The organism is Microbacterium sp. SORGH_AS_1204, assembly GCF_030818935.1.
In the GTDB taxonomy this organism is placed as follows: domain Bacteria; phylum Actinomycetota; class Actinomycetes; order Actinomycetales; family Microbacteriaceae; genus Microbacterium.
On the sequence record NZ_JAUTBD010000001.1, the window covers coordinates 1,804,362 to 1,819,259 of the forward strand.

Genomic DNA, 14,898 nt, shown 5'->3' on the forward strand with positions numbered 1-14,898 from the left:
CTCTCGGCTCAGGCCGCGGTCCCGCCGCCGCCGGTGACGTCGGTGGCGTGCTCGCGCATGTGGTCGACGAAGCCGTACTCCAGGGCTTCTTGAGCGGTGAACCAGCGGTCGCGGTCGCCGTCGGCGTTGATCTGCTCGACGCTCTTGCCGGTCTGGTTCGCGGTGATCTCGGCGAGACGGCGCTTCATGTCGAGGATGAGCTGCGCCTGCGTCTGGATGTCGCTCGAGGTGCCGCCGAAGCCGCCGTGCGGCTGGTGCAGGAGCACGCGGGCGTTGGGCGTGATGTAGCGCTTGCCCTTGGTGCCGCTGGTCAGCAGCAGCTGGCCCATCGACGCCGCCATGCCGATGCCGACGGTGACGATGTCGTTCGGCACGAACTGCATCGTGTCGTAGATCGCCATGCCGGCCGTGATCGAGCCGCCGGGCGAGTTGATGTAGAGGTAGATGTCCTTCTGCGGGTCTTCGGCTGCGAGCAGCAGGATCTTCGCGCAGATCTCGTTGGCGTTCTCATCGCGCACCTCGGAACCGAGCCAGATGATGCGGTCCTTCAGCAGCCTGTCGAAGACGCTCGTTGCCATAAGGGGTTCGGGCATTGGTGCTCCTCTTCCGTGATCTGCAACGAATCTACCGGCGCGTTCCGGGGCGGGATGCCGTGTTCGCCGCGGGCGGATCAGCGCGGTTCGTCGGCGATTTCTCGCGCGTATCCGGTCACCGAACGGGTATAGCGCGGCAGATGCGGAGCGAGGGCCTGAAGGGCGATGGATGCCGCCCGCTCCCGCTCCCCGCTCGACACGAGCGCGAGGGCGTAGAAGGCGGCCGTGGCGTCGTGCAGTGCACCGCGCGGTTCGCGCTCGTACTCCTCGCGGAGGAGCGCGAGGGCCTCGTCGGTCTTGCCGAGATTGCGGATCGTGCTCGCGAGCTGAATGGTCGCCTGCGTACGTCGATCGTCGTCGAGGCCGAGCGCCAGCGCACGGCGGTAGAGCGGTTCCGCCTCTCGCTCGAGCCCGGCCGAGTCGCGGGCGCCGGCGCGCTCGAACAGTGCGACCGCGTCATCCGCCGGCCGCTCTTCGGCCAGCGCGTCGATCCGCGCGATGACCTCGGCCGGGCCGAGCCCGCCGTCGGCCCACACGGCATCCACTCTGTCCTGCCAGTCGCCCATCGACCTGCCCACTCTTCCTCTCATCGTCGATTTCCGGCGCCCCCACCACGTCGCTGACTTGCGGCGTATGCACGCGCGAAGCCCCGCCGCACGCGCATTCGGCGCAAGTCACCGTCCCGGAGGCGCCGACACCCCCGCATCCCGCTGACTTGCGGCTTGTGCACGCCGAAAGCCGTTCCGCGCGAAAATTCGGCGCAAGTCACCGTGTCGGCGCCGTCCACGCCTCCGCGCCACCGCCACGCCGGGCAGCACCGACACCTCCGCATCCCGCTAGCTTGCGGCTTGTGCACGCGGAGAGCCCTCTCGCGCGGACATGCGGCGCAAGTCACCGTCCCGGAGTCGCCGACGCCGCCACCTGAGCGACGACCACCGACAGCAGAACCCCGGGACGACGAAGGGGGCGGATGCCGCAGCATCCGCCCCCTCGTCACGACTTACTCGCTGTCGGCGGCCTTCTTCTTGGCCGGCGCGCGCTTCTTGGCGGGGGCCTTCTTGGGGGCCTCCTCGGCGGGCGCCTCTTCGGCGTCGATGACGGCGTCGGCGTCGGCCGCGGCGTCGGCGATCTCCTGCGCCTCTTCGACGACCTCGTCCTCGGCGTCGGCGGGCTCTTCGCCCTCGACGGCGACGAAGCCGGTCAGGTCGACGGGCTTGCCGTCGGTGTCGACGACGGTGACCTTGCCGAGCGCGATCGCGAGGGCCTTGTTGCGGGCGACCTCACCGACGAGCTGGGGCAGCTGGTTGCCCTGCTGCAGTGCGTTGACGAAGTCCTGCGGCGCCATGTTGTACTGCGCGGCTGACTGGATCAGGTACTGGGTCAGCTCGTCCTGCGACACCTGCACGTTGGCGTCTTCGGCGATCTTGTCGAGGATCATCTGGGTGCGGAACTGCTTCTCGCTGGCCTCGGTGACCTCGGCGCGGTGCTCGTCGTCTTCGAGACGGTTCTCGCCCTCGAGGTGGTTGTGTACCTCGTCTTCGATGAGCTGCGGCGGGACGGGGATCTCGACGGCGTCGAGGAGAGCCTCGATGAACTTGTCGCGCGCTGCCGCGCCCTGCGTGAATACGGACTGCTGCGACACGCGCTCGCTCAGCGACTCGCGCAGCTCGCCGATGGTGTCGAACTCGGATGCCATTTGGGCGAAGTCGTCGTCGGCGTCGGGCAGCTCGCGCTCCTTGACGGCCTTGATGGTGACGGCCACCTCGGCCTCTTCGCCGGCGTGCTCGCCGCCGACGAGCTTCGAGCGGAACGTGGTCTCTTCGTCGGCGGTGAGCGACTCGATGGCCTCGTCGATGCCCTCGAGCAGCTCGCCGGAGCCGATCTCGTACGACACGCCCTCGGCGCGGTCGATCTCGTTGCCATCGATGGTGGCGACCAGGTCGAGCTCGACGAAGTCACCCGTCTTGGCGGGGCGGTCGACGGTGACGAGCGTGCCGAAGCGGGCGCGCAGACGGTCGAGCTCGGCGTCGATGCCGGCTTCGTCGACCTCGGCGGCATCCACGGTCACGGTGATGGTGTCGTAGGCGGGGAGCTCGAACTCGGGGCGCACGTCGACCTCGACGTCGACGACCAGGTCGCCGGAGAAGTCCTTCAGCTCGGGGAGCTCCACGATCTCGGCGCTCGGGCGACCGATCACGCGCAGCTCCTGCGCCTCGACGGCCTCGCGGTAGAACCCGTCGAGACCCTCGTTGACGGCGTGCTCGATGACCGCGCCGCGGCCCATGCGCTGGTCGATGATGGGCGCGGGCACCTTGCCCTTGCGGAAGCCGGGGATCTGCACGTCTTTCGCGATGTGCTCGTAGGCGTGGGCGATGCTCGGCTTGAGCTCGTCGGGCGAGACCGTGATGTGGAGCTTGACCCGGGTGGGGCTGAGCTTCTCGACGGTGCTGTTGACCATGCGGTTCGTTCTCCTCGTGTGGCCCGCGCGCACGCGGGGGCCGGCTAGGCCTGTGGTCTGTGGGGCCGTGACGTCGGGGCGACAGGATTTGAACCTGCGGCCTCCCGCTCCCAAAGCGGGCGCTCTACCAAGCTGAGCTACGCCCCGGGGCGGCGCGCGGCACGCGCCGACGAAACGACCGCTGAAAGTCTAGTCGATCGGCCTGAGGGCGCAGGTCTCGGCACACAGGAACGGATGCCGAACGACGCGGCTCGGGTTCGCACCACCCGCGCGCGTGTCGTAGAGTGGTTGAGTTCGAGTTCGTCATCCCCCTCAGGATGCCGAAATTCGGGGCTGTAGCTTAGTGGTAAAGCCTCTGTCTTCCAAACAGATGATGCGAGTTCGATTCTCGTCAGCCCCTCCATATCTTCAGAGTCGGTCGCTGCACCCACAAGCGCCGTCGGGCGGAGTTGGCTCATCACGGACGCGGCGTTGCACCTGCCGATCGATGCGGATGCCTCGCCGCGCGATCATGGCCGGATGGCACGCATCAGGTCTGTTCCGCCTAGCGGGCGACCGCGATCACCGCCAGGACGAGGAACACACCGAAGAGTGCGGTGATACCGCCCCAGATGAGGGTGGCCCGCCACTTCGAGGACGAGGCGCACCACACCGTGCCGAGTGCGAGGGCGGACAACATGGCGCAGCCCGTGACCAGCGTCCACGTTCGAGCGATCCCCTGGATGTCGTCGGCGCCCAGCATGGCGGCGGCGTAGACGACGAACACCGCGATCGAGGCGACCAGGAACACCGCGCCCCAGGCGAACCCGACGACCACGCCCCACGGGCGCCAGTCGTCGACGAATGGTCCTGCTTCGATTGCCTTCCGTACCTTCTCAGGCAGTTCCCGATCGGACGGGAGGAGGCTCAGCGTGCGCACCCTCTTCTCGTCCGCCCCCAGCCCGCGCACCATGCCCGCGTAGGCGGAGAGCTCGTCGCGCCGCGCTCCCTCATCGAGCCCGATGGCGTAGCGTCCCGCTTGATCGAGGTGGCCGAGCGAACGGTAGACCCGGACGATGTCGGCGCGGGTCGTCGCGTCGGCGGGGTCGTTGCGTAGCCTGACTTTCAGCGCTCCCATGGCCTCCCGGTCGAGGGGAGGACCGCCGGTCACCGTCTCCTCCGGCGCAGGTCGCGAAGCCATGAAGACAGTATGGCCGGGCGCCACCGACACCCGCACTGCGTCTTGGCGACACCCCCGAGAAGCTCACCGCGTGACGCGGAAGGACTCCGGCAGCACGACGTTGTCACCGGCACCCGCGAAGAAACCCGCCACCTGTTCCGGGCGGTACCCGGCGATGCCGCAGCCCACCTCGGTGACGAGGAAACGCAACTCGGGGTGCTCGGCGGCGAAGGCGACGAACCGCCGCGCCTGCTCCTCGAACACCGCGAGGCCCGACATCGTGTCGATCCCGTAGGACTGCCCCTGCAGCCCCTCGCCCTGGCCCCACACGGCGCCGAAGCGGTCGTACGCGAACCGCGCCGCGCCCCCGCCGTGCGCGCCGGAGGCGTTGGATCCGAAGACGAAGATCTCGCCCGGCTGCAACGACGTGATGTGCATGGCGTGAGCCTACGGACGCCGTCGCAGGTCGCAAGGGGGTTCACTCGTCGGCGACCACCGCCTCACGGTGCCGCTCACTGTGGGCCAGGTAGGTCTGCGCGTTCCGCAGGATCTTCTCCCGCTCCTCGTCGGTGAGTGCCCGCCGCACCTTGGCGGGCACGCCGGCGACGAGCGAGCCGGCCGGCACCACGGTGCCTTCGAGCACGACCGCTCCCCCGGCCACGAGGCATCCCGATCCGATCTCGGCGCCCGAGAGTACGACGCTGCCCATGCCGATCAGCGACCCGTCACCGATGGTGCACCCGTGCACGACGGCGTTGTGACCCACCGACACGTCGGCCCCGATGCGCACCGGTCGTCCGGCGTCGACGTGCACGGAGACGTTGTCCTGGAGGTTGCTGCGCGGACCCACGTGAATGGGCGCGCTGTCGCCGCGGAGCACCGCGTTGTACCAGACGCTCGCACCCTCGCCGAGGTGCACCTCGCCCACGATCCGGGCACCGGATGCCACGAACGCGGTCTCGGCGACGACAGGGGTCGCATCGGGGAGGGCGAGCACGGCGGCATCCGGGGCGATCGTCATGCGCCGACCCTACCCGGGTGCACGACATGGCCCTCGACGAAGGTGAGGATTGCCTATTCACCAGGTATTTAGCCGAGCCTCATCTTGCTTGCGGAATGCTCCCACGTGAGTAGCGTTGCATCCATCGAGACTTCGAACGTCGCCTAAGGAGCAAAAATGAGCACCGTTCAGACCCCCGCCGCCACCACCGTCGACCCGACCATGGCCGCCGGCACCGCCCAGTTCCTCTCCCCCGTCGTGATCGGCCTCGAGGCCCTCGTCGTCAACGGCAAGCAGGCCCACTGGCACGTGCGCGGCTCGAACTTCATCGGCGTGCACGAGCTGCTCGACACGGTCGTCGCTCACGCGCAGGACTGGGCCGACCTGGCCGCCGAGCGCATCGTCGCCCTGGGCCTGCCGATCGACTCGCGTCTGTCGACGGTCGCCGCCAAGGCCAAGGCCACCGAGGTGCCCGCGGGCTTCGCGCAGTCCGACGTCGTCATCCGTGCCGTGATCGCTGACATCGACGCCGTGCTCGTCGACATCGAGGCCGCGATCGAGGGCCTCGACGAGATCGACATGTCGAGCCAGGACGTCGCCATCGAGATCAAGCGCGGCCTCGACAAGGACCGCTGGTTCCTCTTCGCGCACCTCGCCGCGTAAGCGTTCTCTTCCCCGACGGGGGCGGTGCTTCGGCACCGCCCCCGTCGTCGTCTGTCCGCGCATCGTACGCGTGAGGGGTCAAGGATTGTCGCCGAGCGGACTCCTAGGCGACAGTTTTTGACCCCTCACGCGTGAAGACTCACGCGCTGTGGGTCATGCGACCGGCGAGAAGGGTCGTGCGTACGGGCATGGCGCGGAGGGACCGTTCGTTGGCGGTCAACGGATCCGCGTCGACGATGACGAGGTCGGCCAGGGCACCGGGCGAGATCTCGGCCGGAGCCGTCGACCCGCCGGCGGTGGATGCCGCGATCGCCGTGCCGATGTCGACCCGCTGATGCGGCTGCCAGGCGTCCCGCCCGTCGCGCGTGCGGAACACCGCCGACGCCATCGCCGCCCAGGGGTCGAAAGGTGCCACCGGGGCGTCGGACCCGAAGCGGACGTTGGCGCCGCTGTCGACCAGCGCCCGCAGCGGGTAGGGCTGCGCGGACTGCTCGGCCCAGATGGCATCGGTCATGTCGCGGTCGTCGAGCGCATGCTCGGGCTGCACGCTCGCCGCGACCCCGAGGCGGGCGAAGCGCGGGATGTCGGCGTGCGCGACCAGCTGTGCGTGCTCGATGGTGCCGACCGCGCCGGTCAGCGCGTATGCGTCGAGCGCATGCGCGTTCGCGATGTCGCCGATGGCGTGGATGGCGCACTCGAGCCCGGCTGCCGTCGCCCGCGTCATCATCTCGACGAGCTCGTCGGGCGCGACCGTCAACAGACCGTGGTTGCCGACATCTCCCGGGTAATGGTGCGCGCAGGCGGCGGTGCGCGTACCGAGCGACCCGTCGGTGATGGCTTTCAGCGGTCCGACACGGATGAGATCGTTCACCGCACCGCGCACGAGATCGCCCGTGCGCAGCCCCTCGGTGATCGCCCGGTCGAGGTCCTGCGGATAGGTGCCGTACGAGACGCGCAGCGCATCGAAGCCGCGCGCGGCCCGGCGCTGCCACGGCTCGTCGTTCCACGTCATGTCGAGATCGACCATGCCGACCACTCCGCGGGCGGCCGCCGCGCGGGCCATGCGCTCCACGGCACGATCTGCGATCTCCGGTGCGACGGCATTGAGTCGCCGCGAGATCTCGAACGCGTCCTCCTCGCGCAGCACACCGGATGCCACCGGCTCGAAGCCCTCGCGGCGGAACGCGGCGCTGTTCAGCCACACGCTGTGCACGTCGGCATTGATGAGGTACGTCGGCACGTCACCGGTCGCCGCATCCAGCGTCGCCAACGCGGTCTCGTCAGGCCAGAGGCCGTCGCGGAACCCCGTCCCGACGCGGCACCCGTCGCTCACCGGCGCCGCGCCCATGACTGCGGCGGCCTCACGGGCGGACGACACGTCGCCGAGGGGCACACGATCGGCGGCCAGTGCCCACTGGATCGCGTGCACGTGGTGGTCCCAGAGCCCCGGGAGCAGCCACCCGCCCTCGCCGTCGACGACGAGACCGGTGGGTCGCAGGTTGCCGGTCGGAGCGATGTCGACGATGCGGCCGCCGGCGAGGACGATGTCGACCGGCTCGTCGGTGGGGAGGAACTCCCTGCCCGGACCGGCGACGCGCACCGCGCGGATGAACCCCGCGTTCTCGCCGATCACGGGCGCACCCGGGCGTCGGCGGAGCGGCGCATCTCAGCAGCGAGCCCCACGCGCCCCTCAGCGGTGAGACCGTCGATGATCGTCTCGACCACCTCGGGCGAGCGGTTCTGGCTCAGCTTGCGCTTCGCCGTGACGCGCGTCGGCGTCAGCCGGAAGCCGACCGTCCCCCGTTCGAGGCGCTCGACGAAGGCCGCGTCGTTCGGCAGGGTGTACAGCCCGCGGGCGTCGTCACCGTCGCCCTCGAAACGGTCGACCAGGCGGTCGAGCACCCGGAGGTTCTCGTCGGGCGTCAGCAGTTCGGGGATGCCGCTCAGGTGCGCCGACACGAAGTTCCACGTCGGCACGGCAGCGACGTCGCCGTACCACCGCGGGGTGATGTAGCCGTGCGGCCCCTGCACGATGACGAGCAGTTCGCGATCGCCCAGGCCCAGGATGAGATCGTCGGGTTTGCCGACGTGCCCGACGAGGGTGAGGTCGTCGCGCTCGTCATCGAGCATGACGGCGTAGTGAGAGGCGACGAGTCCGTCGTCGGTCTGGCTGACGAGAGTGACCCATGGGTTGAGGTCGATGAGACGGCGGATCTCGCCGACGTCGGTCATGGCGAAGCTCGGGTTCTGACGCACCGGATCAGCCTAGAACGGCTGTGCCGGCGGCTTCGACGGGCTCAGGCACCCCGCGCGAGGTTCCCGAGCCTGACGAGCGGACCGTGCGCCCCGCTGAGCCACCCCCGAGCGAGTCCCTGAGCCTGTCGAAGGGACCGGGCCCCGGAGTGCCGGCGGCTTCGACGGGCTCAGCCACCCCCGCGCAAGGTCCCTGAGCCTGTCGAAGGGACCGGGCCCCGAGTCACGCCTGGCAGTTCGGGCACCAGTAGAGCTTGCGCCCCGCGGCCTCTTCCATCAGTACCGTCGTGCCGCACACGCGGCACGGCAGGCCCGCGCGGTGGTAGACCCAGTGCCGGTCGTCGCGATGGGCCATGGCGCGGCGGTACGCCTCGGGGTCGAGGTCGTCCATCGTCATCATCTGTCCGGTCTCGACGCCGATCGGCAGCAGCCGCGCCCAGTCGCGCCAGATGCCGCGCACCACTTCTTCGGGCACGTCACGGCCCGGCGTGTGCGGGTTCTGCCGCGCGCGGAACAACAGCTCGGCGCGGTAGACGTTGCCGATGCCGCTGACCACCGCCTGATCCATCAGCAGCAGCCCGATGGCCGTGGGTTTCTTCTTCACCGTCGCGGTGAAGCGCTCTTCGCCGTCGGTGACGTCGTCGACCAAGGGGTCGGGCCCGAGCTTCGCGATCGTGGCCACGACCTCGTCGGGCGTCTGCAGCACGCACGCCGTCGGGCCGCGCAGATCGGCACACGTCTTCTCGGTGAGCAGGCGCAGGCGCACCGCCCCGACGACCGGCGGCGGCCACTCGGTCTGCTCCTCGAGCCCGGTGGTCTGCTCCGACATGCGCACGCGCGCGCGCCGCGGAGCGCCGATCGAGCTCAGGGAGTTCTCGCCGGCGGCATCCATGATCGGGCCGTCGTCGAGCACGGTGCCGCGCTGGTTGGTCTGGCCCATCCGCCCGTTCGACGACGCGATCGTCGCATCGACCGAGACGTCGCCCGAGAAGTCCCACGCGCCGTACATGCCGAGGTGCACCCGCAACCAGACGTCGCCGTCGAAGCGCAGGAACATCTGCTTCGCCACCGCGCGCACCTCGACCGCCTCTCGCCCGTCGATGACCGCCGCGCCTTCGACGAACCGGCCCTGGGGACTGGATGCCGCGACCGTGCGGCCCACGATGTTGCGCTCGAACTGCCGCGCGATGCGGTGGACGGAATGCCCTTCGGGCATCAGCCTGCCTCGGGGTCGAACGAGTCGCTCGCGTCGGTCATGGTGTTCTCGGAGCGGCCGGCGCGCGGGTCGGGCAGCAACGCGCCGTCTTGCTCGTAGGCGGCGAGCTGTCCGATGCGGCGCGCGTGGCGTTCCTCGCCCGAGAAGGGCGTGGCGATGAAGCGGTCGATGAACGACGCGGCCTCGTCGAACGTGTGCTGGCGAGCGCCGATCGAGATCACGTTGGCGTCGTTGTGCTCGCGGGCAAGCTCGGCGGTGGAGATGTTCCACACCAGAGCCGCGCGAACGCCCTGCACCTTGTTGGCGGCGATCTGCTCGCCGTTGCCCGAGCCGCCGAAGACGACGCCGAGGGCCTCGATGCCTTCGGCCTGGTCGCGGACGACGGCCTGCGCCGCGCGGATGCAGAACGCGGGGTAGTCGTCGAGGGCGTCGTACTCGATCGGCCCGTGGTCGATCACCTCGTGCCCCTGCGACGCGAGGTGGTGCTGGATCTGGGTGGAGAACTCGAGACCGGCGTGATCGGTGCCGATGTGGATGCGCATGCGCTCATCCTATTGACGACCGCCGACATCACGGGCGGAATGACGATGCCGCGCGCCCACTAGGCTGCGATCGGAGCGGCGAGCCGCTCGGCGTGCGATGTGCGCGTTTGCAGACGAAGAAAGCAGAACCTCATGCCGGTCGAGCAGCATGCGAGTCCTGTCATTCCGCCATTCGGTGACCTGGGCGAACTCCGCTTTTCTCTTGCGGTGCAGGAGCGCTACCGCACGTTGGCAGAGCTGCGTGCCCTCGTCAAGCGAACGGTGTCCACGTCGAGACTGTGGCTCGATGCGGGCCTCCTGGGTGCGACCGCTGTGCTGTCAGCGATCACCCTGACAACGGGTCTGCCGGCACCGAGTATCGGGGCGTTCATCCTCCTGCTCGGATACGGCGTACCGAGGCTCCTGCTCGCTCGTCAGGCCCTCAATGCCTACGCCGTCCTCGCCGATGATCCCGTGACAGTTCTGGCCCCGATCGAAAAAGAGAGGTTGCCGCTCCCGCTCCACGCCCCGGCCGATGCTCGCACACTCGGCGAGTTGGACAGAATGCTCCGACCATCGACGTTCCTCATCTCCCTCCGCGGAGCCTCTGTCATGCTGGTGTGTTTCTGGATCGTTGCGCTGGTGAATCTCGGCTTCATCACCGTCTCACTCGCGACGAACGGCCCGGAGATCGGCAGAGTCGCGGCGGTCCAGATGCTCGTCGCGACGCTTGTCCCACACGTCGTCGCTTCGCTCTTCGCCTGGGCCAATCAGCGACACGTCAACGCGATCTTCGATCAAGCGCAGCGCGTACTGGCTGTCGGCCACCTTCCGGCCGGCGACCTCGACCCAGAGGGCGCTATCCGACTCCTCGCGAACGGCTCCGCGTCGATCGACCCCAAACGACTCTTGAGGACGGTGCGTCCACGGCGGAGAACATCAAACCGCCCGCCCGCCCTCCCGGTCGCTGTGTTCGGAATGGGCGTGCTGATGGAAGTCCTCACCCTCTCCTTCGCATTCGCTCCGCCGCTGTGAGGGCAGTCCACCGCCCCCGCTCGGAGACGATGCCGCCCGCCCCGCGAGGGGCACGGGCGGCATCGCAGAAGGTCAGGGCCGAAGACCCGCCGCGACCGGCTTGAAGCCGGCGCGGATGTTCTCGCAGCACCCGGGGCGGCACACGTCGTACCAGGGGCCCAGGTCGGTGAGCGACGGACGCTCGGCCTTGGGGGTGCCCTTCAAGCGCTCCTCGACCAGGTCGATCAGACCCGAGACGTACGCCGGATCGATGCCGGGCGTCGGGGTGCGCACGGCCTTGATACCGGCTTCTTCTGCGGCCTCCATCGCCTCGGTGTCGAGGTCCCAGAGCACCTCCATGTGATCGCTGACGAAGCCGAGCGGCACGATGACGACGGCCTCGGCACCGCGGCCGGGGAGCTCGGCGATGACGTCGTTGACGTCGGGCTCCAACCACGGCTGGGTGGGCGGGCCTGAGCGCGACTGGTAGACGAGCTCCCATTCGACGTCGGCGACGGCGGCGGCCACCTCGGCCATGACGAACGCGGCGACGGCCTTGTGCTGCGCGGCGTACGCCCCGCCCTCGCCGAAATCGACATCTCGCGGGCCGGAGCGCTCGGCGTCGGCGGTGGGGATGGAGTGGGTGGAGAAGAGCACGCGGATCTTCTCGGGCGCCGTGCCCTCGGCGACGAAGGCCGACACGGCATCCGTCACACCCCGAACGAACGTGGTCACGAAGCCGGGGTGGTCGAAGAACTGACGCACCTTGTCGATGGTCACCGTCTCGCCCAGCCCGGTCGCCTCGAGCACGCGCGCGTAGTCCTCGCGGTACTGACGGCAGCTCGAGAACGAGCTGTAGGCGCTCGTCGCGATCGCGATGAGGGTCGTGTCACCGGCCTCGGCGGCTTCGGTGACGGCCTCTTCGAGGTAGGGCTCCCAGTTGCGGTTGCCCCAGTACACCGGCAGACCCAGGCCGCGCTTGGCGATCTCCGCCTCCAGCGCCGCCTTGAGCTCGCGGTTGTGCTGGTTGATGGGGCTCACACCGCCGAAGTGGCGGTAGTGGTGGGCGACCTCCTCGAGCCGCTCATCGGGGATGCCGCGGCCGCGGGTCACGTTGCGCAGGAACGGGATGACGTCGTCCTGCCCCTCGGGACCGCCGAAGCCGGCGAGGAGGATGCCGTCGTAGGCCACCGGCGTCTCGACCCACTTCGGGCCGGACTTCGCCGCGGGCGACGCGTAGAGGACGGTGTCGGTGGTGGAATCCGTGTCGGTCGTGCTCACGCACTCATCCTCCCACCTGCCCGATGGGCCTGGACGCGTGGTATCTCGTCACTAGGCTTATGTGGTTGTCATCGTCGCCGACGGCGTCCGTCGTCATCCGCGCCACCCGCATCGTCCGCGTCGATCCGCCCCTCATCCCCGGGAGAACGCCAGTGCCAGGAGAGAACCTCACCCGCATCGAAGCGCAGGAGCGACGCGCGATCGTCGACACCCGCGCGTACGACGTGCAGCTCGACCTCACCCGCGGAGACGAGGTGTTCGCCTCGCGCACGACCGTCACCTTCACCGCGACGGAGGGGGCGTCGACCTTCATCGACCTCATCGCCCGCACCGTTCACTCCGTGACGCTGAACGGCCGCTCGCTCGACCCCGCCGCCGTGTTCGCCGACTCGCGTATCGCGCTCGAGGGTCTGGCATCCGAGAACGAGCTCGTCGTCGAGGCAGACTGCGAATACACCAACACCGGTGAAGGCCTGCACCGCTTCGTCGACCCCGTCGACGGCGAGGTCTACCTCTACTCGCAGTTCGAGGTGCCCGACTCCCGCCGCGTGTACACGGTGTTCGAGCAGCCCGACCTCAAGGCGGAGTTCACGTTCTCGGTCACCGCACCCGCGCGCTGGAAGGTCGTCTCCAACTCCCCCACGCCCGAGCCGGTCGCCGTCTCCGACGACACCGCCCGCTGGGACTTCCCCGCGACCCCGCGCATCTCGTCGTACATCACCGCGCTGGTGGCCGGTCCGTACGAGGCCACCTACAGCGAGCTGACGAGCGCCGACGGCCGCGTCATCCCTCTCGGCGTGTTCGCCCGCAAGAGCCTCTGGCAGTACCTCGACGCCGACTACGTCTTCGAGAAGACCCGCCAGGGCTTCGCGTACTTCGAGGAGAAGTTCGGCTTCCCCTACCCCTTCGCCAAGTACGACCAGCTGTTCGTGCCCGAGTTCAACGCGGGCGCCATGGAGAACGCCGGCGCGGTGACCTTCACCGAGACCTACGTCTTCCGCTCCAAGGTGACCGATGCCGTCAAGGAGCGCCGCGTCGTCACGATCCTGCACGAGCTGGCGCACATGTGGTTCGGCGACCTCGTCACCATGAAGTGGTGGAACGACCTGTGGCTGAACGAGTCGTTCGCCGAGTGGGCATCGACCATTGCCACCGCCGAGGCGACCGAGTGGGAGGCGGCCTGGACCACCTTCAACGCGATGGAGAAGACCTGGGCCTACCGTCAGGATCAGCTCCCCTCGACTCACCCGGTCGTCGCCGAGATCAACGACCTCGAAGACGTGCAGGTCAACTTCGACGGCATCACGTACGCCAAGGGCGGTTCCGTCCTGAAGCAGCTGGCCGCGTGGGTGGGCATCGAGCAGTTCTTCGCCGGCGTCGCCGCCTACTTCCAGAAGCACCAGTGGTCGAACACCGAGGTGGGCGACCTGCTCGCAGAGCTCGAGACCACGAGCGGTCGCGACCTCGGCGACTGGGCGAAGAAGTGGCTCGAGACGGCGGGCGTGAACACCCTGGCGCCGCTGATCGAAGAGGGCGCCGACGGCACCATCTCGCGCTTCGCGATCGTGCAGACCGCGCCGAGCGACTACCCGACCATCCGCCCGCACCGCCTGGGCATCGGCTTCTACTCGCTCACCGACGCGGGGGCGCTGGAGCGCGTGCACCAGGTCGAGCTCGACGTCGACGGCGACCGCACCGAGGTCGCGGAGCTGCGCGGCATCCGTCGCCCCGATCTCGTGCTGCTCAACGACGACGACCTCGCCTACGCCAAGATCCGGCTCGACGAGCGGTCGCTGGCCACGGCGATCGCGCACCTCAAGGACATCTCCGACCCCCTCGCCCGCTCGCTCGTCTGGGGCGCGGCGTGGGATCAGACCCGGGATGCCGAGGCCTCGGCGACCGACTACCTCGACCTCGTGCTGCGCAACATCGGCTCCGAGACCGAATCGACCACGGTGCGCACGACGCTCGCGCAGCTGCAGCTCGCGGCCAACTCCTACGTTGCTCCCGCGACGCGCGACGCGGCTCGTGAGCGCGTCGCCGATGGCCTGTGGGAACTCGCCCAGTCGGCTGAGCCCGGGAGCGACAGCCAGCTGCAGTTCGTCACGGCGTTCGCGTCAGCGGCATCCACCCCGGCGCACGCCGAGACGGTGCGCGCCCTGCGTGAGGGCGACACCGCGCTCGAGGGACTTGAGATCGACACCGATCTGTCGTGGCAGCTCCTCATCGCGCTGGCCTCCGCGGGCGTGGCGACCGAGGCCGACATCGAGGCCGCCCGGGCCGCCGACAACACCGCCAAGGGCGGTGAGTTCGCGGCGACCGCTCTCGCAGCGCTCCCCTCGCGCGAGGCGAAGCAGAAGGCGTGGAGCTCGCTGATCGACTCCGCCGACGCGCCGAACACCATCGTGCGCGCCACCGCCGCCGGCTTCACCCACCCCGCGACCGTCGACGCGCTCACCGACTTCGTCGAGCCCTACTTCGCGATGCTGCTGCCGATCTGGGAGTCGCGCAGCTATCAGATCGCGCAGTACCTCATCGTGGGGCTCTACCCGGCGGGGCTGGCGAACACGGCGCTGCGCGACGCGACGCGCGCGTGGCTGTCGCAGCACGCCGACGCCGCTCCCGCGCTGCGTCGTCTCGTCGGCGAGAACCTCGCCGGTGTCGAGCGCGCCCTCGCCGTGCAGGAGCGCGACGCGCAGTAGGCACCACCCGTCGGATGCCCTCTCCCCTCCGGGAGGGG

General features: G+C 69.3%; 14 protein-coding genes and 2 tRNA genes. 4 read left to right on the top strand and 12 right to left on the bottom strand.

Features of this window, described 5'->3' with window-relative positions:
- Positions 1 to 8: 8 nt before the first annotated feature.
- The 4 genes from QE410_RS08210 to QE410_RS08225 form a co-directional block, all read right to left on the bottom strand.
- Positions 9 to 593 carry an ATP-dependent Clp protease proteolytic subunit gene (locus tag QE410_RS08210; protein ID WP_058231493.1) on the bottom strand — a complete coding sequence of 195 codons (585 nt, stop codon included), beginning with the start codon at positions 591 to 593 and terminating at the stop codon, positions 9 to 11.
- A gap of 77 nt (positions 594 to 670) precedes the next feature.
- Positions 671 to 1,159: a tetratricopeptide repeat protein gene (locus QE410_RS08215; protein ID WP_307330345.1), complete on the bottom strand. Its 489-nt coding sequence runs from the start codon at positions 1,157 to 1,159 to the stop codon at positions 671 to 673.
- Positions 1,160 to 1,593: 434 nt separating this feature from the next.
- Positions 1,594 to 3,051, bottom strand: a complete 1,458-nt coding sequence (gene tig, locus QE410_RS08220; RefSeq protein ID WP_307330348.1) for a trigger factor — start codon at positions 3,049 to 3,051, stop codon at positions 1,594 to 1,596.
- Positions 3,052 to 3,124: 73 nt separating this feature from the next.
- A tRNA-Pro gene (locus tag QE410_RS08225) sits at positions 3,125 to 3,198 on the bottom strand.
- A 182-nt stretch (positions 3,199 to 3,380) separates the two neighbouring features.
- Here QE410_RS08225 and QE410_RS08230 point away from each other — a divergent pair.
- Positions 3,381 to 3,454, top strand: a tRNA-Gly gene (locus tag QE410_RS08230).
- Positions 3,455 to 3,595: 141 nt separating this feature from the next.
- Here the strand turns inward: QE410_RS08230 and QE410_RS08235 are convergent.
- The 3 genes from QE410_RS08235 to QE410_RS08245 form a co-directional block, all read right to left on the bottom strand.
- Positions 3,596 to 4,231: a hypothetical protein gene (locus QE410_RS08235; protein ID WP_307330351.1), complete on the bottom strand. Its 636-nt coding sequence runs from the start codon at positions 4,229 to 4,231 to the stop codon at positions 3,596 to 3,598.
- A gap of 63 nt (positions 4,232 to 4,294) precedes the next feature.
- The gene (locus QE410_RS08240; protein WP_307330354.1) at positions 4,295 to 4,648 is read right to left on the bottom strand and encodes a hypothetical protein; all 354 of its coding nucleotides are present in this window, start codon (positions 4,646 to 4,648) and stop codon (positions 4,295 to 4,297) included.
- Positions 4,649 to 4,688: 40 nt separating this feature from the next.
- Positions 4,689 to 5,231, bottom strand: a complete 543-nt coding sequence (locus tag QE410_RS08245) for a gamma carbonic anhydrase family protein (protein ID WP_307330358.1) — start codon at positions 5,229 to 5,231, stop codon at positions 4,689 to 4,691.
- 156 nt (positions 5,232 to 5,387) lie between these two features.
- Here QE410_RS08245 and QE410_RS08250 point away from each other — a divergent pair, with 156 nt between their 5' ends.
- The gene (locus QE410_RS08250) at positions 5,388 to 5,873 is read left to right on the top strand and encodes a Dps family protein (protein ID WP_076675873.1); all 486 of its coding nucleotides are present in this window, start codon (positions 5,388 to 5,390) and stop codon (positions 5,871 to 5,873) included.
- A 139-nt stretch (positions 5,874 to 6,012) separates the two neighbouring features.
- Here QE410_RS08250 and QE410_RS08255 read toward each other — a convergent pair whose 3' ends face one another.
- The 4 genes from QE410_RS08255 to QE410_RS08270 form a co-directional block, all read right to left on the bottom strand.
- Complete coding sequence (locus QE410_RS08255; RefSeq protein WP_373459329.1) at positions 6,013 to 7,506, bottom strand: amidohydrolase; 1,494 nt, start codon at positions 7,504 to 7,506, stop codon at positions 6,013 to 6,015.
- Positions 7,503 to 8,129 carry an FMN-binding negative transcriptional regulator gene (locus QE410_RS08260; RefSeq protein WP_307330363.1) on the bottom strand — a complete coding sequence of 209 codons (627 nt, stop codon included), beginning with the start codon at positions 8,127 to 8,129 and terminating at the stop codon, positions 7,503 to 7,505. Before QE410_RS08260 ends, QE410_RS08255 begins: the two co-directional genes overlap by 4 nt.
- A gap of 220 nt (positions 8,130 to 8,349) precedes the next feature.
- On the bottom strand, positions 8,350 to 9,342 hold the full coding sequence (locus tag QE410_RS08265) for an Fpg/Nei family DNA glycosylase (RefSeq protein WP_307330366.1): 993 nt from the start codon (positions 9,340 to 9,342) through the stop codon (positions 8,350 to 8,352).
- Positions 9,342 to 9,884, bottom strand: a complete 543-nt coding sequence (locus QE410_RS08270; protein WP_307330369.1) for a ribose-5-phosphate isomerase — start codon at positions 9,882 to 9,884, stop codon at positions 9,342 to 9,344. Before QE410_RS08270 ends, QE410_RS08265 begins: the two co-directional genes overlap by 1 nt.
- 132 nt (positions 9,885 to 10,016) lie before the next feature.
- On the opposite strand from QE410_RS08270, the gene QE410_RS08275 reads away from it, so the two are divergent.
- Positions 10,017 to 10,898: a hypothetical protein gene (locus QE410_RS08275; protein WP_307330372.1), complete on the top strand. Its 882-nt coding sequence runs from the start codon at positions 10,017 to 10,019 to the stop codon at positions 10,896 to 10,898.
- 72 nt (positions 10,899 to 10,970) lie between these two features.
- Here the strand turns inward: QE410_RS08275 and QE410_RS08280 are convergent, their stop codons facing one another.
- Complete coding sequence (locus QE410_RS08280; protein WP_307330375.1) at positions 10,971 to 12,158, bottom strand: ferrochelatase; 1,188 nt, start codon at positions 12,156 to 12,158, stop codon at positions 10,971 to 10,973.
- Positions 12,159 to 12,310: 152 nt separating this feature from the next.
- Between QE410_RS08280 and pepN the strand changes: the two genes are divergently transcribed.
- Complete coding sequence (gene pepN / locus QE410_RS08285; protein ID WP_307334412.1) at positions 12,311 to 14,860, top strand: aminopeptidase N; 2,550 nt, start codon at positions 12,311 to 12,313, stop codon at positions 14,858 to 14,860.
- Positions 14,861 to 14,898: the final 38 nt, after the last annotated feature.